This is a genomic window from Selenomonas oralis, assembly GCF_051603425.1.
Classification (GTDB): Bacteria; Bacillota; Negativicutes; order Selenomonadales; family Selenomonadaceae; genus Selenomonas; species Selenomonas sputigena_A.
On sequence record NZ_CP194411.1, the window covers coordinates 1,942,840 to 1,960,038 of the forward strand.

Annotated in this window: 15 protein-coding genes, 1 tRNA gene and 1 pseudogene; 15 read left to right on the forward strand and 2 right to left on the reverse strand. The window is 55.5% G+C overall.

Annotation, left to right across the window (positions count from 1 at the left end; translation table 11 throughout):
- Positions 1-12 precede the first annotated feature (12 nt).
- Positions 13-1,923 carry an RNA-binding domain-containing protein gene (locus ACRTGH_RS09305; protein ID WP_368847399.1) on the forward strand — a complete coding sequence of 637 codons (1,911 nt, stop codon included), beginning with the start codon at positions 13-15 and terminating at the stop codon, positions 1,921-1,923.
- A gap of 244 nt (positions 1,924-2,167) precedes the next feature.
- Here ACRTGH_RS09305 and ACRTGH_RS09310 read toward each other — a convergent pair whose 3' ends face one another.
- The gene (locus tag ACRTGH_RS09310) at positions 2,168-2,491 is read right to left on the reverse strand and encodes a hypothetical protein (protein WP_368847400.1); all 324 of its coding nucleotides are present in this window, start codon (positions 2,489-2,491) and stop codon (positions 2,168-2,170) included.
- A 268-nt stretch (positions 2,492-2,759) separates the two neighbouring features.
- Between ACRTGH_RS09310 and ACRTGH_RS09315 the strand changes: the two genes are divergently transcribed.
- The 8 genes and pseudogenes from ACRTGH_RS09315 to ACRTGH_RS09350 all read left to right on the forward strand — a co-directional run bounded on the left by ACRTGH_RS09315 (position 2,760) and on the right by ACRTGH_RS09350 (position 11,319).
- Positions 2,760-4,673, forward strand: a complete 1,914-nt coding sequence (locus ACRTGH_RS09315; protein WP_368847401.1) for a sigma 54-interacting transcriptional regulator — start codon at positions 2,760-2,762, stop codon at positions 4,671-4,673.
- 14 nt (positions 4,674-4,687) lie between these two features.
- On the forward strand, positions 4,688-5,338 hold the full coding sequence (gene trmB / locus ACRTGH_RS09320) for a tRNA (guanosine(46)-N7)-methyltransferase TrmB (protein ID WP_368847402.1): 651 nt from the start codon (positions 4,688-4,690) through the stop codon (positions 5,336-5,338).
- An 11-nt stretch (positions 5,339-5,349) separates the two neighbouring features.
- Positions 5,350-6,561: an FtsW/RodA/SpoVE family cell cycle protein gene (locus tag ACRTGH_RS09325; protein ID WP_368847403.1), complete on the forward strand. Its 1,212-nt coding sequence runs from the start codon at positions 5,350-5,352 to the stop codon at positions 6,559-6,561.
- A gap of 143 nt (positions 6,562-6,704) precedes the next feature.
- Positions 6,705-7,331 carry a GTP pyrophosphokinase gene (locus ACRTGH_RS09330; protein ID WP_368847404.1) on the forward strand — a complete coding sequence of 209 codons (627 nt, stop codon included), beginning with the start codon at positions 6,705-6,707 and terminating at the stop codon, positions 7,329-7,331.
- Positions 7,332-7,335: 4 nt separating this feature from the next.
- Positions 7,336-8,004: a response regulator transcription factor gene (locus ACRTGH_RS09335; protein WP_368847405.1), complete on the forward strand. Its 669-nt coding sequence runs from the start codon at positions 7,336-7,338 to the stop codon at positions 8,002-8,004.
- Positions 8,005-9,246, forward strand: a complete 1,242-nt coding sequence (locus ACRTGH_RS09340; RefSeq protein ID WP_368847406.1) for a sensor histidine kinase — start codon at positions 8,005-8,007, stop codon at positions 9,244-9,246. It abuts the gene before it with no gap.
- Positions 9,247-9,280: 34 nt separating this feature from the next.
- A pseudogene (locus ACRTGH_RS09345) lies at positions 9,281-10,231 on the forward strand (glycosyltransferase family 2 protein); the annotation flags it as partial.
- A 161-nt stretch (positions 10,232-10,392) separates the two neighbouring features.
- Entirely contained in the window at positions 10,393-11,319 is a 927-nt protein-coding gene (locus ACRTGH_RS09350; protein ID WP_368847407.1) for a YitT family protein, read from the forward strand.
- 177 nt (positions 11,320-11,496) lie between these two features.
- Here the strand turns inward: ACRTGH_RS09350 and ACRTGH_RS09355 are convergent.
- A tRNA-Pro gene (locus tag ACRTGH_RS09355) sits at positions 11,497-11,573 on the reverse strand.
- Between the two features lie 263 nt (positions 11,574-11,836).
- On the opposite strand from ACRTGH_RS09355, the gene ACRTGH_RS09360 reads away from it, so the two are divergent.
- The 6 genes from ACRTGH_RS09360 to purN all read left to right on the forward strand — a co-directional run bounded on the left by ACRTGH_RS09360 (position 11,837) and on the right by purN (position 17,168).
- Positions 11,837-12,844: a 5-bromo-4-chloroindolyl phosphate hydrolysis family protein gene (locus ACRTGH_RS09360; protein ID WP_368847408.1), complete on the forward strand. Its 1,008-nt coding sequence runs from the start codon at positions 11,837-11,839 to the stop codon at positions 12,842-12,844.
- A 21-nt stretch (positions 12,845-12,865) separates the two neighbouring features.
- Positions 12,866-14,029 carry a toxic anion resistance protein gene (locus ACRTGH_RS09365; protein WP_368847409.1) on the forward strand — a complete coding sequence of 388 codons (1,164 nt, stop codon included), beginning with the start codon at positions 12,866-12,868 and terminating at the stop codon, positions 14,027-14,029.
- Between the two features lie 95 nt (positions 14,030-14,124).
- On the forward strand, positions 14,125-14,616 hold the full coding sequence (gene purE / locus ACRTGH_RS09370) for a 5-(carboxyamino)imidazole ribonucleotide mutase (RefSeq protein ID WP_368847410.1): 492 nt from the start codon (positions 14,125-14,127) through the stop codon (positions 14,614-14,616).
- Positions 14,617-14,707: 91 nt separating this feature from the next.
- Positions 14,708-15,421: a phosphoribosylaminoimidazolesuccinocarboxamide synthase gene (gene purC / locus ACRTGH_RS09375; protein WP_368847411.1), complete on the forward strand. Its 714-nt coding sequence runs from the start codon at positions 14,708-14,710 to the stop codon at positions 15,419-15,421.
- A 93-nt stretch (positions 15,422-15,514) separates the two neighbouring features.
- A complete protein-coding gene (gene purM, locus ACRTGH_RS09380; protein WP_368847412.1) occupies positions 15,515-16,567 on the forward strand; it encodes a phosphoribosylformylglycinamidine cyclo-ligase in 1,053 nt (350 codons plus the stop codon).
- Positions 16,560-17,168, forward strand: a complete 609-nt coding sequence (purN, locus tag ACRTGH_RS09385) for a phosphoribosylglycinamide formyltransferase (protein WP_368847413.1) — start codon at positions 16,560-16,562, stop codon at positions 17,166-17,168. The genes purM and purN overlap by 8 nt, the downstream gene beginning before the upstream one ends.
- The last annotated feature ends 31 nt before the right edge of the window (positions 17,169-17,199 follow it).

Below are 17,199 nucleotides of genomic sequence, written 5' to 3' on the forward strand. Positions count from 1 at the left end.
GAGGTGCTGAATGTGCAGGAAGATGTGACGGGCAGGGATGATTTTGTTGAGCAGATCGTGGCGGAGAGCGGCCCTTTTTTGAATACGGCTGTGGCTTTTGCCAATGGGCGGGGCGGCCGCATCGTTTTTTTTGGTGAAAGCGGCAGGGGCTTTTCCGCAGAGGATGAAATCATTCTTTATATTGATAAGGTGACGCAGGAGATTTTTGATGAGTGCGAGCCGCGTATTTTTCCGCGCGTCGGCGTGGAGGAGCAGGATGGGCGGCAAGTCATTGTCATCGAGATTCTGCCGGGAATGGAAAAGCCGTATTTTCTCAAGAAAGCGGGCATGATTGACGGTACTTATGTGCGCACCGGAGGGGCGACAAGGCTGGCTGAGCCGTATCAGGTGCAGGAGCTTCTGCTTTCCGGAACGAACAGCAGCATGGATCAGCTGGCAGGCAGCGATACGGTTGATGAGGTGGAAATCGAGGAGTTCTGCCGCAGGATTTATGGCGAGGCGTGCAAAAGGCGCGGGGAGGATGCAGAGATAGCACGTCTTATGCGCGAGAATCTGCTCGGCTGGAAACTTTTGTGCGAGGAGGGGGACGTCTGCCGTCCGGCGAACGGCTGGCATTTGCTCACCGGCACCGCGGAAAAATTTTTCCCCGAAGCCTTTATTCAATGCGCCGAGTATCTCGGCACGACGCGTCTCGACTTCGTTGACGGCGCGGAATTTACGGGATCTTTGATGGAGCAGATCGACGGTGCTGCCGCGTATATCAGCGCCCGCCTTGCAGCGCGCGGCGAACGCGCACGGGGGCTTGAAGAAATCGCGGCAAAGCTTTTGCACCGCTTGGTCGCGCGCGCTGTCTGCCAGCGCAACTATCTGGCTCCGGGATGCATTTCGTTCGTGCTTTATGAGGATCGCCTGGAAATCAACGTGCCCGGCCTCCTTGAGGAAGATATGACGGTGTGGAAGCTCAAGACAGGGTTTGCCAAAATCCGTAATCGCGGCATTGCGGCGGCGTTCTTCTACATGGGATTGATGACGGGCTTCCACAGCATCCTGCCCGAACTTTATCGCGCGGCGAAGGCTGCGCGTTTGCCTGAACCGGCTGTCATCGCTTTGGGCGATTCCGTGCGCATCAATATTTATTGCCGCGAAGAAATGGAGCAGGCGGCGCCGGAAGGAGCAGAGACGCAGCAGGAAGAGGCTCTGTGCGAGACGGCAGAGGAAACGGATGTGGCTTCGGCGGAGGCGGCATCAAAGGAAGCAGCGAAAGGGTTCGCAGCAGAGGAGGAAGAGGAGCCTGCCTCGGAAGCAGCGGAAGCCGCGTTTCTGACGGGAGCGGAGGAAGCGTTTTCACCGGAGGCTGCTGAAGAGCCTGAACCGGAGACAGCATCCTTGCCCGATATGGAGGAGCCTGAACCGGAGACAGCATCCTTGCCCGATATGGAGGAGCCTGAACCGGAGGCGATTCTTTCGCCTGAGCTGGAGGAGGAGCCCGAAGATGGGGGCGGGATGCCGGATGAACCGGCCGAAGCGCCGGAGCCGGACGAGGTTCCTTTGCCTGATTCAGCAGAGCCTGAAGCGGAGGAGACGCTTCTGTCGGAGCCGGATGAGGCGCCTGTGCCTGAGATGGACGAAGAGCCGGCAGCTGCAGCGGAAGAGGTGCGGACGACGGAGGATGGAGCAGGGACGGAAGCGGAGTCCTATGCGCAGCAGGAGATGGAATTTGATACAGAGGAACCGATGGAGGAAAAACTCCTGCGCCTGCTTCGTGAAGATCCCAAAATTACACAGAAAGCCCTGAAAGAATCTTTGGGGGTTTCGATTGCCACGGTAAAACGCATGACGACGGCGCTGAACAAGAAGGGCATCATCGAGCGCGTCGGCACGAACCGCAGCGGCGCTTGGCGCATACTGAAAGACAACGCATAAGATGCCGGGCATGGCCTGACCGACGCACAGCAGTTTGAAGCGCGGCGGGCTGCGAGGCCCGAAACCGGAGTGCTTAAGGAAGATGTCAAAAAGCCCGCCCGTTCCCCTTCGGCAAGGATGTCGCTTCCGTGAAGCGTGCGTGAATCCTGTCGGGGAACGGGCGGGCTTTGGCTTGCTGCATCTCCCGTGTCTGCGGGGCGTTGCGGTGCAGCGGGAAGACTGCCTCACGGGGAGGCGTTTTTCATCAGGAAAGGTACTGGAAGTAACAAATGGCAGCAAAGAGCGCGAAGGAGATGACGATGAAGACCATGCTGGCCCTTGTCATCCAGAGCTTTTTCTGTTCATCGAAGCTGCCCTGCTTATAGCCATAGATCAGAAGCAAGGAAAGGAAAAGCGAGCCGTACATCGAGCGATTCAGCCAATCCATCTGCTGCCAGCCGATCAAGGCAATGCAGAGCGTCAGCACCATCATGATCAGGAGGAACCTGTCTTTGCCTTTTTTTACGGGCTTTTTTTCCGGCATCCGCGGCTTTAGGTTTTTTCGTATTTTTTTTGTCTGTGTCGCCATGGGCGGTATCACCTGCTTTCCGATATAAAAAGGATCAAGTCTTTCATATTATACCGCAAAAACAGCGGCAAAGCCAGTCGTTGACGACGATGGCGGAGCAGCATCCGTCAGGTGCGGCAAGAGGAATTGCCGGGAATGGCGGAAAGACTTGTCCACGGCTTGTCGCTCCCGCGATTTCGTAGTACAATGATACGGTATGTAAACAGGACAAGATATGGGTTGTTTGTCTAAAATGCACATCTTGGCACGGGAGGGGGAATGACAGAGCATGATACGGGAGCAGCGAAGCAGGGCGAAACTCGAATCTTATTATCGAAAGTTTCGGGATGAGGCTGAAATGGATGCCAATGTTCATCCGTGGGTTGCGGCTGCCTGGCGAGAGAGCCGGAAAGCCGCTGTGCCGCAGGTGGGCACTGCGCCGAAACATACTTTTTTGCCCGAGGAGTTCCAGGCATTGCAGCAAAAACATGCCTATGCCATTGATTGTCTATCCGGACTGACGGAAGGCGTGCAGGAATTTTTTGAGAAGTATGGCCTGAGTCTTTTGCTTCTTGATGCAAAAGCACTTGTGCTCAAGAGTTATTCGCGGCCTTTTATGCATCTGCCGCATGGTCAGGTGGAAGGATCGTACCTGGGGCTTTCCGAGATCGGCGCTTCCAGCATCAGTATTGTGCAGGAACGGAAGGCGCCGTTCTTTGTTTTTGGACCGGAGATGTGGCGGGAAGCAAGCCATACAAGTGACGCCTGCACGGCGCCCGTAATGGTCAACGGCAGTCTGCGTTACCTTGTGAACATTGTCCTTGCCGATCCTGCGGCCATTTCACAGGATACTGTCGTAGCGCATCTGCTGATCCTTTCAAGAGCTTTGGAGACGGCGCTTGCACAGGCTTTGCGCATACAGGCGCAGGAAGCCATTCTCGATGCCGCGCCCTTTGCTGTCTATCATGTTCTGCCGCACGGCGATGTCGCTTATGCGAACCGGCTCGGGCTCGAACGTCTTTCGCGCATCGGAGCCAGGGATGAGAAGACGAGCCGCTTCCTGAACCTCAACGATATCGTGCTCAATTATCGCCATACACCGATCTTCCAGGGATTTGCAGGAATCCCCTCCTACAACAAGGAGGTCACATGGATTACGGCGGCCAAGACGTATGAGGATATCACTACCGTCGTGCCGCTTGAAGCTCCCGGGACGCAGAAGGTCTCGAGCGTCGTCACGGTTTCCATGCCCATCGAGGATCTTCGGACGCTTGTCGCGCATACGGCGGGCTATACGGCGAAGTACAGCCTCAACTCGATGGTGGGCAGGGGACAGGCTTTTCGTATGTTGAAGGAAAAGGCCTTGCGTGTCGCGCGCAACAAGAATCATATTCTGCTGCAGGGCGAGGCCGGTACGGGGAAACAGCGTCTTGCGCACGGCATCCATCAGGCGTCTTCGCGGGCGGGCGGCCCCTTGATTTCTTTCCGCTGCGGTGATATACAGCCCGAGATCATTGCAGGGGAATTGTTCGGCGCCACAGTTGCTCCCTATGTGAGCCGTCCGGGAAAGCTCGAACTCGCTTCGGAAGGATCGCTTTTTCTCGATGAGATTGAAAAACTGCCGAAGAAAACGGCGGCCTCCCTGGCCCGCGTCTTGCGGAAGGGTGCGGTCGAGCGCATGGGAGAAACCGTCGCTCGTCCCATTGATGTGCGCATCATCGCAGCCTGCGACAGCGATCTCAAGCGTCTTACGGAGCGTGGGCTTTTTGAAAAAGAGCTTTATGAAATCGTTTCGCGCAGTGTCGTCCGCGTGCCTTCCCTGAGAAACCGGCGCGAGGATATCCCGCTTTTGGCGGAACATATTCTCGCGGAACTTGCCGAACAGCATCAGCTGGGGAAGAAGACCCTCCAGCCGGAGACACAGGAGATTCTCGAGCGCTACGATTGGCCGGGCAATACGAAGCAGCTCCAGAGCGTTCTGGAACAGGCATTTTTCCATACGGCGGGGGAAAGCATAGCGCCCGAGGATATCAGCCTCATGGGTGATGTGAAGCCTGACGACCAATGGAAGACGGACAAGGAGATCTTTCTCAAGGCATGGAAGGCGGCGGGCGGCAATGTCAGCCGTTTGGCAAACCTTCTTGACGTGAGCCGCGTTACGCTTTATCGTTATCTGAAGAAATTTGGCTTGGAAAAATCGTAAGGGAGGAACAGGCTTTGCGATTGCGCAGAAAACCATGGGTGGATGAAGCCATTCACGAATATGATGACTTTGTATACCCGAAAGATTGTCCGGTGGGGGAGAGCGAGAAAGGGCGCTGGCAGGAAATCTTCGGGCGTAAGGCGCCTCTTTTCGTTGAGCTTGGCACGGGCAAAGGGGATTTCATCAGCCGGATGGCAGAGCTTCATCCCGAGGCGAATTTCATCGGCATCGAGGTGCAGCAGGATGTCTTGATTGCTGCAGCCCGAAAGGTTCGCGAAAAGGGACTGGAGAATGTGCGTCTGCTCGTCTTTGATATTGCCGGGCTTCGGACGATTTTTTCTCCCGGTGAGATTTCACGTTTTTATGTGAATTTCTGCGACCCTTGGCCGAAGAAGCGCCACGCGAAGCGCCGCCTTACGCACCGGAATTTTCTTGCGTGCTATGGGGAGCTTCTCTGCGCAGGCGGCAAGCTCCTCTTCAAGACGGACAATCGGCCGCTCTTCGACTTTTCGCTTGAGGAGTTCGAGGCCGCAGGCCTCTTTGTCACGGATATTTCTTATGATCTGCATGCCGAGGAGCGGGCGGATAACGTGATGACAGAATATGAAAGGAAGTTCAGCGGACAGGGCGAGAAGATCAACCGCTGCGAGGTCACGTTCCCGTGAAGGAGGAAAGTATGGAAAAGCAAGGCGAAAGCGAGAAGGGGAAGAAGGCCTTCTGGGTCAGCGATATGGAGGCTGTGTTTGCCATCTTTATCGTTCTGCTTGTATTCGGCAGCATCAATGTCTTCAGCTCGAGCTTTGTTCTGGCGGAAACGAATTTTGGTACGCCGTACTTTTTTTTGCAGCGCCAACTGATCAACCTGGCGGCGGGTTTCTTTTGTTTTGTTTTGGGCTGCCGCGTGAATTACCATCGCTGGCGTTCATGGATGGGGCTCGTCGTATCCATTACGATTCTCGCGCTCATCGCTGTTCTTCTCGTCGGCACGGAAGTCAACGGTTCGAAGCGCTGGCTGGGCACGGCGGGTCTGCAGATACAGCCGGCTGAGGTCGCAAAGCTTGTTTCGCTGATGCTGATTTCGGCTTATGCAGCATATCGCGTGCGCAACGACAAGCCCATCGACATCCTCTTCTTCAACCCGCAGTACATGATCGTTCTCTTCATGGGACTGCTGATCGAGCTTGAGCCGGACGGCGGCACGATGTTCATCGTCGTTTTTGTGCCGTTTGTGCTCATGTGTATTGCAGGGTTGCAGCATACGAAGGTCTTGGGGATGGGAGCTGTTTTTCTGACGGCCGTTGCCGCTCTTTCCTTCTTGCAGCCGTACCGTCTGGCGCGACTGAAGATCCTGCTGGATCCATGGGCGGACGCACAGGGCATCGGCTATCAGACGGTGCAGTCGCTTTCGGCCATCGGGTCGGGAGGGCTTACAGGCATGGGGCTCGGCATGGGCGTAAGCAAGTACAGCTATTTGCCCGAGGCGCACACGGATTTTGCCTTTGCCATTTTCAGTCAGGAAACGGGGTTTTTCGGTGTTCTCCTGATGCTCGTGCTCTATGCAGCCTTTACCGTCTATGGTGCGCGCATCGCCAATGCTGCCGCTGACGCTTACGGGCAGTTTCTGGCAACGGGGATCCTGCTCCTGATCAGCGGGCAGGCGATGGTCAATCTCCTGATGGTCGGAGGGCTCCTGCCTGTCATCGGCGTGCCGCTTCCCTTTATCAGTTATGGCGGCACGTCTCTTATGATCAGCATGGCGAGCGTCGGCATACTTCTAAACATTGGTCAGCACGGTACGGGCGCATCGAGAAGTGACAGGATGAGGGCGGAGCTCGAGCGAGATGTGGCGCGAAAGAAGGCGGCGCGTCTGCACCTTGTGAAAAAATAAACAGGTTTTTATTGTCGCCTAAGGAATCACTGATAAAATGAAGTCCGTCAGATTGGTGAATCCGGCGATGGGAGGTGCAGGAAGGGGAGTTCCTGCCGCTTTGCTGCAAACGTACAACGCACGCTGGGGAAAGGAGATGCGCCGTGAGCATCTACGGACAATATGAAAAGACGCTGGAAGAGATTCTCGCCGATCTGTACAGGAAAATCGAGGCCATAGGAGAGGCGGAACGCGAGCGTACAGGCTCGCGCCCCTATGAACATTTGCACAAACGCATTAAAGAGGATAAAAGTATGCGGGAGAAGTGCCGCAGGAAGGGGCTGCCTGAAACGGAATTTTCTGCCTTGCATGAGGTGCATGATGCCATCGGCATCCGCGTCGTCTGCCGCTTCGTTGACGATGTGTATCTTGTCGTCGAGGCGTTGAAGGCGCTGCCCGGCATCGAGGTGTTCGAGGAGAAGGATTATATCCGTGATGTGAAGCCGAATGGGTATCGCAGCTACCATCTGATCTTGTCCGTCGAAGCCCCTTTTATGGATGTGGAGGGCAAGACGCCGGGGCACTTTTTCGTCGAGCTGCAGCTTCGCACTTTAGCGATGGATTCATGGGCGAGCCTCGAGCATGAGATGATGTACAAGCATCGTGTGAAAAATCGCGAACTGCTGGCAGCGGAACTCAAACGCTGCGCTGATGAGCTGGCGTCCTGCGACTTGTCGATGCAGACGATTCGCGATCAGATTCGAGCCTCCGATGTGGAGCCGACGAGGTGATATGATGAAAATCCTTTTGGCGGAAGATGAAAAAGATATGGCGGCGGCGCTTGTTGCCGTTCTTGAACATTCAGGCTATGAGGTCGATGCCGTACACGACGGCGAGACTGCGCTGGCTTTGTCCCGGAAGGGCGCTTATGCCTGTGCCGTGTTCGATGTGATGATGCCTTTGATGGATGGCGTGACGGCTCTGAAGGAGATGCGCGCGTCAGGCGACAGGACGCCCGTGCTGCTTTTGACAGCGAAAGCGGAAGTTGACGACCGCATCGAAGGACTTGATGCGGGAGCGGACGACTATCTGCCCAAGCCCTTTGCTATGGGAGAATTATTGGCCCGTCTGCGCTCCTTGACGCGCCGCGCTGAGATCTATATGCCTGCGACCTTGAGCATGGGCTCTGTGACGCTTGATGTCGAAAATCTGGAGCTTTCGAGCAAGAGCGCGGTCCGTCTTGGCAGCAAGGAGGCGCAGCTCATGCAGTATCTGATGACGAACGCGGGGAAAAGCGTCACGACGGATGAGATTCATGAACGCATCTGGCCGGACGGTGAGCAGGATGCGAGCATCGTATGGATGTATATTTCCTATCTGCGGCAAAAGCTCAGGGCCGTGCATGGTGATCTGGAAATCATGGGAACGCAGGGGGGCAGTTATACAATCGCTGAGGTGAATTAGATGGAAATGATATCGCGGCTGCGGCGCAAGTTTATAGCCCTTGGCACTGCGGCTGTCGTGCTCATCATTGTCGTCGTGCTCGGCACTTTGAATTTGGTCAGCTTTTACGACGAGGGCAGCAACATGGATGCGGTGCTCCGCTATATCACGCGACATGGCGGCGTCTTGCCCGAACGCGGCAGCATCCATGACGAAGGCTTCGAGTATACGCCTGAGTTCCTCTATCAGACGCGCTACTATTGGGGAGTATTTTCGGCCGAAGGTACATTGGATACGGTGAATACAAGCCATATCGCCGCTGTCAGCATGGAGGAGGCGGCGGACCGCATGACGAAAATCCTGGCAAGCCGCCGGATGCGCGGTAATTACGAAGCCGAAGGCGCCTACTATGCCTATCTCGTCACGCCTCTTGAGGATGGGAACTCCTTTGTTGTCGTCATGGATTGCACGAAGGAGATGCAGATGGTCTGGAACGGTCTGCGCTTTTCCGGGTTCATCGGTGTTTTTTGCATTCTGCTCTACGTCGCGCTTGTCGCTTATTTTTCGCGTCGTTTGATTGAGCCGTTTGTGCGAAATTTGCGAAGCCAGCGCCAGTTTATCACGAACGCCGGGCATGAGCTCAGGACGCCCATCGCCATTATTTCGGCCAATACGGAAGTCCTTGAGATAACGACGGGCAGGAACCAATGGACAGAAACCATACTGAAACAGGTCAAGCGTCTCTCCGGCCTCGTCAATGATATGGTGTCGTTGGCGAAGCTCGAAGAACGCGTGTCGGAAAATTTCCATCCCATCGATGTCAACTGTTCGGAGACAGCACGCGAGGTGGTGGAATCCTTCAGCCAGCCGACAAAGGAACAGGGCAAGTCGCTGACTGCGGATATTGCGGAAGATGTTCATGTGCTCGCTGACCAGCGCATCGTCTATACGCTCTTCAACGTCTTTGTGGACAATGCGGTGAAGTACTGCGATGACGGCGGCACGGTGCGCGTCGTTCTGCGCCCCGGGAAAAAAGGCCGCGGCCTGATTTTTGCCGTGACGAATCCTTATGAGGCAGGAGCCGGCGTTGATTATTCGCGTTTTTTCGAGCGTTTCTACCGTGCGGATGCGTCGCACAGCAGCGAGAAGGCCGGCTATGGCATCGGCCTGACGATTGCGGCTGAGATTGTGCGCTATCTCAGCGGCAAGATCGGCGTCAGCTACAAGGACGGCGCAATCACCTTCCGGGCCATGCTGAAGTAACCTCGTTATATCCCTTGCAGAAAGGACAGGAAAAGTGAAGCTGATTTCTATTGTTGTTCCCGTATTCAATGAGGAGGACAATATCGAGCATTTTCATAAAAAGATCGTTGAGGTCATGCGCCATACGGCATACGACTTCGAGCTGATCTTTGTCGATGACGGCTCAAGGGATCGGAGCCGTGAAATCTTGCGCCGCCTTGAAGAGCAGGATGCACATGTGCAGCCGATCTTTCTCTCGCGCAATTTTGGTCATCAGCTTGCTCTGACCTGTGGGCTCGATCATGCGGAAGGCGAGGCCGTCATCATGATGGACGGCGATATGCAGCATCCGCCCGAACTGATTCCGACGCTGATTCGCAAGTGGGAGCAGGGAAGCGAGGTTGTGCAGACCATTCGGAAAAGCACGGAAGGCGTCGATTTCCTGAAAAAATATACGTCTTATTATTACTATAAATTATTGAACAGCATATCGCGTGTCCATATCCAGGAAGGCGGTTCCGATTTCCGCCTGATGGATCGGAAAGTCGTGCGTGAGTTCCGCCGTTACCGCGAGAGGGCGCGCTTCATTCGCGGTATGATCGGCGCCATGGGCTACCGGCAGACGCAGATCGAGTTTGTGGCGCCCAAGCGTTTCGCGGGCGTTTCGAAATTTTCCCCGCGCAAGATGCTGCATTTCGCGTTGGATGGCATACTCGCCTACTCAACGGTGCCTTTGCGTCTTGGTCTTTACGGCGGACTTTTTTGTGGCCTTCTGAGCGTTCTTTTGATGCTGCATGTCCTCTATACGAAATTTGTCGAGGACAGTGCTGTGCCCGGCTGGGCAACGATTACAGCATGCGTCCTGATCTTCGGCGGCCTGCAGCTCGTGGCGCTCGGCATTCTCGGCGAATATATCGGACGCATTTTCGAGGAAGTGAAGCGGCGTCCGCTTTACCTCATTGCACGCGGCAAACCGCGCGATGAGGCTCGTGCGGCGGCGAGGGAAGCGCGTGAGGCGAGGGAAGCGGAACGGGACGAGGTGCGTGCCGCAGACGACGGCTCGGAGGCTGCGCCGGTGGCCGAAGGAGCGCGGGAAGAAACGCGCGGCAGCCGTGCTGCCGATGAAGCGGCGGAGCAAGGCAAATGTTTTTCCGAGGAGGAACGGGCATGACTTTGACGAAACAAGACATCCTCCACGAAGTACGCCGCTACCTTTTTATCCTCTTTGGCTGTGCCGTTTGCGGGGTGGGCATCAACCTTTTTATTCTGCCGGCGAATCTTTTGACGAATGGCATCGGAGGAATCGCCATTCTGCTTCATTACTTGGCAGGATGGCCCGTGGGCCTGCAGATTCTCGCCTACAACCTGCCGATCCTCTTTCTTGCGTATCGCTTTGTGGGGCGGCGCTATGCTGTAGACACGATTTTGGGCACGGTGCTCTTTTCCTTTGGCATCGATTGCTCCAGCTCCTTGGCGCTCCTGCATCCCGTGCAGGATGTCATGCTCAGTGCCATTTTTGGCGGCGTCGTTTCGGGCATCGGTTACGGACTTATTTTTCGATACGGCTCGAATACGGGCGGTCTCGATGTCCTCGGGGCGATTTTGAAGAAATATTGGTCCATTGATGTCGGAACCGGCGTTTTTTTGCTCAACCTATTTGTGATCGCCGCTTCTGCTGCGCTCTTCGGCCTTGAGACGGCGCTCTTCACGATGGTCTGCATCTATGCGACGGCGGAACTTACAAATCGCTGGGCAGCGGGCTTCAATCGCGAGAAAGCCATTTTCATTATTTCGGAAGAAAGCCAGAGGATCGGCGAACGCATCATGGAAACGCTGCATCGCGGCGTTACCTATCTGGAAGGGCGCGGCGGCTTTTTGCAGGAAAAAAAGGCGGTTGCTTTTGTCGTCGTTTCCCTGACCCAGCTCGCACGCGTCAAGGCGATTTGCGAAACATGCGATCCCAATGCGTTCCTCATCGTTTCCAACGCTTCGGAAGTGCGAGGACGCGGCTTCTCCAAAGAACGCATCCTCTATCAGTTTGCGAAACGAAATGAAATGATTGAAGAGAGGGAACGGGAAAAAAACGGGGAATAAAGAAACGATGAAAAACGGCTCTACGATAAATGCGGCAATTCTCTCTCCACGGTGATGGGAGAACCGCGGCATTTATCATAGAGCCGGATGTGTTTGGCATTTTGGAGATAAAAAAGAAGGGGCTGTCACATAAGCCGAATTCGACTCTTGTGACAGTCCCTTTTATGTACGGAATAATGGTCGGGATGACAGGATTCGAACCTGCGGCCTCATCGTCCCGAACGATGCGCTCTACCAAGCTGAGCCACATCCCGACAACAATAAATATTATACTATGGGACTTGCGGAAATGCAAGAGGGGAAAAAGATTTTTATCGCGGGCGGCAGCAGACAGCCGCTTTATGCTATGGAAGCAAGGGCACTTTCGGCAGCGTAGGAGATGTACTATCGGAGGAGAAGGGGATACCGGCAAAGATGAGGCGGAGGGAAGAATTCTTTCCGGCGGAAGGATTTTTCCGGCTCCTTGGGGAATAGAAGAGAAAATAGGAAGGAAGCATTTTGGAGGGGGTACGGCTCGATGTTCCATCTCTATTTGTTTTTGCTGCTGCTGTCTTTGGGAGCCAGTGTATGGCTCGGCTATGGGCAGAACTTCTGGGGTGCGGCGGCAGCTTTTTTGGTGAGTGGGTTCTGCGGTTGGAGCGCCGCGAAAGTGCGCGGCAAGGGACGTGCCCCGGGACTGCTTTTCTCAGGACGTCGGCTTAAAGGACTGGAAGGGCCTAAGGCTCCCGTGTTGGAGGCGAGTTTTGCCAAGGCTGTTGACGACTATAATTATCTTCAGTCGCTGAGGAGCGAGATCAAGGATACGGAAATGGTGCAGGATCTCGTTTCACTGCAGAACATTTCGGCCAATATGCTGCGCTACATGGAACATCATCCGGAACGTACGGCGCAGGCGGAAGAATTTATCAATATCTATCAGGACAAGACGGTTTCCGTGCTGCGCCAATATATGGAGCTGGAAGAGACGCAGCTTGCCTCGGCTGAGGTTGCGGCGATGAAAGTACGCGTCAAGGATATGCTCCGCTCCTTTCATGCAGTTTATGAGGAGCAGTTCGGGCGCCTTTTGAATTACCAGCTGATGGATCTCGATGCGGAGCTTCAGGTTCTGCAGCGTTCGCTGCAGAAGGACGGCAGAGGGGGAAAGAACGGCGCAGCGCCGGATGATCCGGCCAAAGACCGTGTCGGAATCGCTGCTGGGAACGTGCCCGAGAGTTTTCTGCGCAGGCAGCCGGCGGGCGGCCATTCTTTTTTCTTGGAAAGGCTTGCAGGTCTTGCGCGCGGGACAAGCGTCATCCCGCAGGAGATGTATTGGCATGTCGTGCGCCGCAAGCTGACGGCGTCCCTGCTCGGCATTTTTTTTGGCGGCTTTGGGGCGCATAAGTTTTTCCTTGGCAAGAATTTTCAGGGGATTGGTTATATCGTCTTTCTATGGACGGGCATCCCGATCTTTGTCGGCTTCATCGAGGGGGTGCGGTGGCTCTTCATGCCCGTGGACGATTTTTACTTTTCGTATTGTGACGGCTAGTGCCGAAAAGGGGAATGTCAAATGGCAGAAGTCAATCTTGAGGATTTGTTGAAGAAGAAGGCCGTGCAGGCGGAGGAAATGGCGCAGGAACTTATGCCTGTGCAGGAAGCCGAGCAGATTGCGCAGGCGGTTGGGCAGCTTACGCCCGAGGAGCGTGCCGAGGTGGAACGAATCAAGGAAAGTCTCGATCTCACGGATTCGGCGGCAATCATCGACTTCGGCACAGCGGCGCAGAAGGACATTGCGGATTTCTCAGACAGCATTTTGAGCAATGTGCGGGCGAAGGACAGCGGCTATGTCGGCGAACTTCTAAGCGAACTCCTGACGAATGTCAAGGGATTTGAGCCGGGAAATACGGACGGCGGTTTTTTGAAAAAGCTGCCGTTCGTCAGCTCGCTTGTCGGCAAGGCGGAGACTCTGATGCAGGGGTATGAGAGAGTGTCCGTTCAGGTCGAGAAGGTCAAGACGGCGCTGCAGAAGTCGCGTATGCTCATGATGAAGGATGTCGTCATGCTGGACGGTCTCTATGCGAAGAACCTTGCGTATTTCAAGTCGCTCGAGCTTTACATCCAGGCAGGCGAGGAGAAGATGCAGGAGATGCGCGAGACGACGCTGCCAAAGCTGCGCGCCCAGGCGGCCGCGTCGAGCGATCCGATGGCAGCGCAGGTCGTCAGCGATTTCGAGAACGCCGTCGAGAGATTCGAGAAGAAGGTGCACGATCTCAAGATCAGCAAGACGATTTCCATTCAGACGGCGCCGCAGATCCGTCTCATACAAAACAATGACAAGGTTCTGATCGACCGTGTGCAGAGTGCGATTTTCAACGCGATTCCCCTTTGGAAGAACCAGATGGTCATCGCGCTCGGCCTTGCGAACCAGCGAAAGGTCCTCGAGATGCAGCACTCCGTCAATGAGATGACGAACGATCTCCTGAAGAAGAATGCGGAGATGCTCAAGGCCGGCACGATTGCGACAGCGCGGGAAAACGAGCGCAGCATTGTGGACATAGAAACGGTGCGCAAGGTGAACGATGACCTCGTGACGACGATCGAGGAAACCTTGAGGATACAGCAGGAAGGCCGCGCCAGAAGGCAGGCAGCGGAGCAGGAGCTCGTGCAGCTTGAGGGAAGGCTCAAGGAGGCGCTGCAGAGTACGATGACGAGGCCGCCGCAGGGCGGAGCGTGACCGTCGTCGCGGTTGACAGCGTTTCCTTTCATCTGCTATCATAAATATTGACAGAGGAGAAAAGAAAGTTTATCTGGCTAAGGAGATGGATTTTCATGAAAGCAGCTGTTTTTATGGGCAGTGATTCGGATTGGCCGATCATGAAGCCGGCTGTCGAGCTTTTGAAAGAATTCGGCGTCGAGACGGAAGTCGTCGTGGCTTCGGCGCATCGTACACCGGGAAGAGTGCATGAATATGCTGAGAACGCGCGCAGGGACGGCGTGGGCGTCATCATTGCTGCGGCGGGGGCGGCGGCACATCTGGCTGGCGTCATCGCGAGCTACACGACGCTGCCCGTCATCGGCGTGCCCATTAACGCGACGCCTCTGAACGGCTTGGATGCGCTCTTGAGTACGGTGCAGATGCCGTCGGGGATTCCTGTCGCGACGATGGCGGTCAACGGTGCGAAGAACGCGGCGATTTTTGCGCTGGAGATTTTCGGCGCGAGCGATGTGGCCGTGGCGAGCCAACTTGAAGAATACCGCGAAAAGCTGCGCGAAGGCGTGGCCAAAAAAGCGGCGCGCGTGGCGGCTCAGGTCGATCGGTAGGCCGCTCGGGGATCAGGCTGCAGGGACAGCTTTGGGAAAGGGCTGCATGCAGCCGTGTTTTGCAGGAAAAATAATGGGAGGACATAGTAAGATGGGCAAAAAGGTTCTGTATGAAGGCAAGGCAAAGATCATGTATGAAACGGACAATCCCGATGAATTGCTCGTTTATTACAAGGATGACGCGACGGCCGGCAACGGTGCGAAGAAGGGAACAATCGTCGACAAGGGCGTCATGAACAACAAGATTACGGCTTTTTTCTTTGACCTCCTGAAGAAGAACGGCATTGACCATCACTGCCTCAGTATGCCGAGCGACCGTGAAATGGTCGTAAAGAAACTCGAGATCATCCCGCTTGAGGTTGTCGTGCGCAATATTGCCGCCGGCAGTCTCGCGGAACGCCTGGGGCTTGAGGAAGGCACGAAGATGTCCATCCCCATCGTGGAACTTTACTATAAGAGCGATGAGCTTGGCGACCCTATGATCAACCACTTCCATGTCAAGGCCATGAACATGGCGACGGATGAGGAGATTCATGAAATCGAACGCCAGGCATTGAAAGTCAATGAGATCATGCGGGATTATCTCAAGACAAAGAAGATCACGCTCGTTGATTTCAAGCTGGAATTCGGCCGTGACAAGAACGGCGCAGTCGTGCTTGCGGATGAGATTTCGCCGGACAACTGCCGCTTCTGGGACAGCGATACGAATGAGAAGCTCGACAAGGATCGGTTCCGCCGTGACCTTGGCAATGTGGAGGATGCTTACAAGGAGATTCTGCGCCGCCTGACAGGCGAGGCGAGATAAATCGTCATGACCCGCCGCCATTCTTCGGATGGCGGTGGGTTTGTGTATTTTATTTGTGCTGTGGCAGTGTTTCATGGATTTTGGAGGGGCAGAATGGAAAAAGAACTGACCTACCGCGATGCCGGCGTCGATATTGATGCGGGCAATTATTCCGTCAAGCTCATCAAGGACAGTGTACGGGCGACCTATCGTCCCGAGGTTCTCGGCGATCTCGGCGGCTTTGGCGGTCTTTTTGCGCTCCAGGGCGATAAGTACAAGGAGCCTGTTCTCGTTTCAGGCACGGACGGCGTGGGTACGAAACTCAGAATTGCTTTCATGCTCGACAAGCATGATACCGTCGGACAGGATGCTGTCGCCATGTGCGTGAACGACATACTCGTGCAGGGAGCGGAGCCGCTTTTCTTTCTCGACTATCTCGCTGTCGGCAAGCTCATACCCGAGCAGGTCGCCTCGGTTGTCAAGGGTGTGGCGGCGGCCTGCAAGGAGTCGGGCTGTGCACTCATCGGCGGCGAGACGGCGGAAATGGCAGGCTTCTATGCCGACGGGGAGTACGACATCGCAGGGTTTGCCGTGGGTGTTGTGGAGCGGGCGAAAATCATTACGAGCGAACGCGTTAAAGAGGGGGATGTGCTCCTCGGCCTGCCGTCCTCGGGCGTCCATTCGAACGGCTTTTCCCTCGTGCGCAAGATCTGCTTTGAGCGCAGGGGCTTCACGGGCGGGGAAAATTTCCCTGAGCTCGGGAAGACGCTCGGCGAGGAACTTTTGACGCCGACGCGCCTCTATCCTCGCGTGTGCTTGCCGCTGATTCAAGCCTTTGACATTCACGGCATGGTGCATATCACAGGCGGCGGTTTTTACGAAAACATTCCGCGTGCTCTGCCCGAGCATCTCGCTGCGGAGGTTGGCGCTGCGGCTTGGCCTATGCCGCCGATTTTCCGCCTCCTGCAGGAATGGGGCAATGTGGCATGGCCGGAGATGTACCGCACGTTCAATATGGGCATTGGCATGGTCATCATTGCGGCTCCCGACGAAGCGGAAAAGATGCGTGCATATTTGCGGGGAAAGGGCGAGATGTTTTACGATATCGGCCGCGTTGTAAAAGGCGCACATGATGTAACGATCAAAGGCGGCGTTTTCAATGAGTAAGGAAGTGCTCGGCATCCTCTGTTCGGGACGGGGCACGAATCTTGCGTCCATCATAGCGGCGCAGAAGAAGGGTGAGATTCGCGCACGTGTAGCCGTCGTCCTGACGGACAAGCCTGAGGCAAAGGCGTTGGAGCGCGCGGCAAAGGCGGGGATTGCACATCTCTGTATCGACAGAAAGGCGTGCGCCTCGCGTGAAGAATTTGAGAAAAAGCTTGTCGCAGCGCTGGAAGAAGCAGGCGTGACGCTCGTGGTGCTCGCGGGGTTCATGCGTATTCTGAGCCCGTATTTCGTGCGAAAGTTTCAAGGGCGCATTTTGAACATCCATCCGTCGCTCCTGCCGTCCTTCGGCGGGGCGCATGCCCATCGTGACGTGCTCGCTTACGGCGTGAAAGTTTCGGGCTGCACGATTCACTTTGTCGATGAGGGCATGGACTCGGGACCGATCATCCTGCAGGCGGCGGTGCCTGTCCTCGACGATGATACGGAAGATACGCTCGCCGCGCGCGTGTTGGAGCAGGAACACCTTCTCTATCCGCGTGCTATCGCGCTCTATGTCGACGGGCGGCTCAAGGTGGAAGGCCGGCATGTGACGATTGTGTAAGAAGCGGGACGAAGTACGTCCTTTGGATGAA

Bases quoted from the DNA above. Each gene is read 5' to 3' on its own strand.
- ACRTGH_RS09340 (WP_368847406.1), top strand. From the start codon at position 8,005: ATGGAAATGATATCGCGGCTGCGGCGCAAGTTTATAGCCCTTGGCACT.
- purN (WP_368847413.1), top strand. From the start codon at position 16,560: ATGAGTAAGGAAGTGCTCGGCATCCTCTGTTCGGGACGGGGCACGAAT.
- ACRTGH_RS09315 (WP_368847401.1), top strand. From the start codon at position 2,760: ATGATACGGGAGCAGCGAAGCAGGGCGAAACTCGAATCTTATTATCGA.
- ACRTGH_RS09350 (WP_368847407.1), top strand. From the start codon at position 10,393: ATGACTTTGACGAAACAAGACATCCTCCACGAAGTACGCCGCTACCTT.
- purM (WP_368847412.1), top strand. From the start codon at position 15,515: ATGGAAAAAGAACTGACCTACCGCGATGCCGGCGTCGATATTGATGCG.
- purE (WP_368847410.1), top strand. From the start codon at position 14,125: ATGAAAGCAGCTGTTTTTATGGGCAGTGATTCGGATTGGCCGATCATG.
- ACRTGH_RS09335 (WP_368847405.1), top strand. From the start codon at position 7,336: ATGAAAATCCTTTTGGCGGAAGATGAAAAAGATATGGCGGCGGCGCTT.
- ACRTGH_RS09310 (WP_368847400.1), bottom strand. From the start codon at position 2,491: ATGGCGACACAGACAAAAAAAATACGAAAAAACCTAAAGCCGCGGATG.
- ACRTGH_RS09360 (WP_368847408.1), top strand. From the start codon at position 11,837: ATGTTCCATCTCTATTTGTTTTTGCTGCTGCTGTCTTTGGGAGCCAGT.
- ACRTGH_RS09325 (WP_368847403.1), top strand. From the start codon at position 5,350: ATGGAAAAGCAAGGCGAAAGCGAGAAGGGGAAGAAGGCCTTCTGGGTC.
- purC (WP_368847411.1), top strand. From the start codon at position 14,708: ATGGGCAAAAAGGTTCTGTATGAAGGCAAGGCAAAGATCATGTATGAA.
- ACRTGH_RS09365 (WP_368847409.1), top strand. From the start codon at position 12,866: ATGGCAGAAGTCAATCTTGAGGATTTGTTGAAGAAGAAGGCCGTGCAG.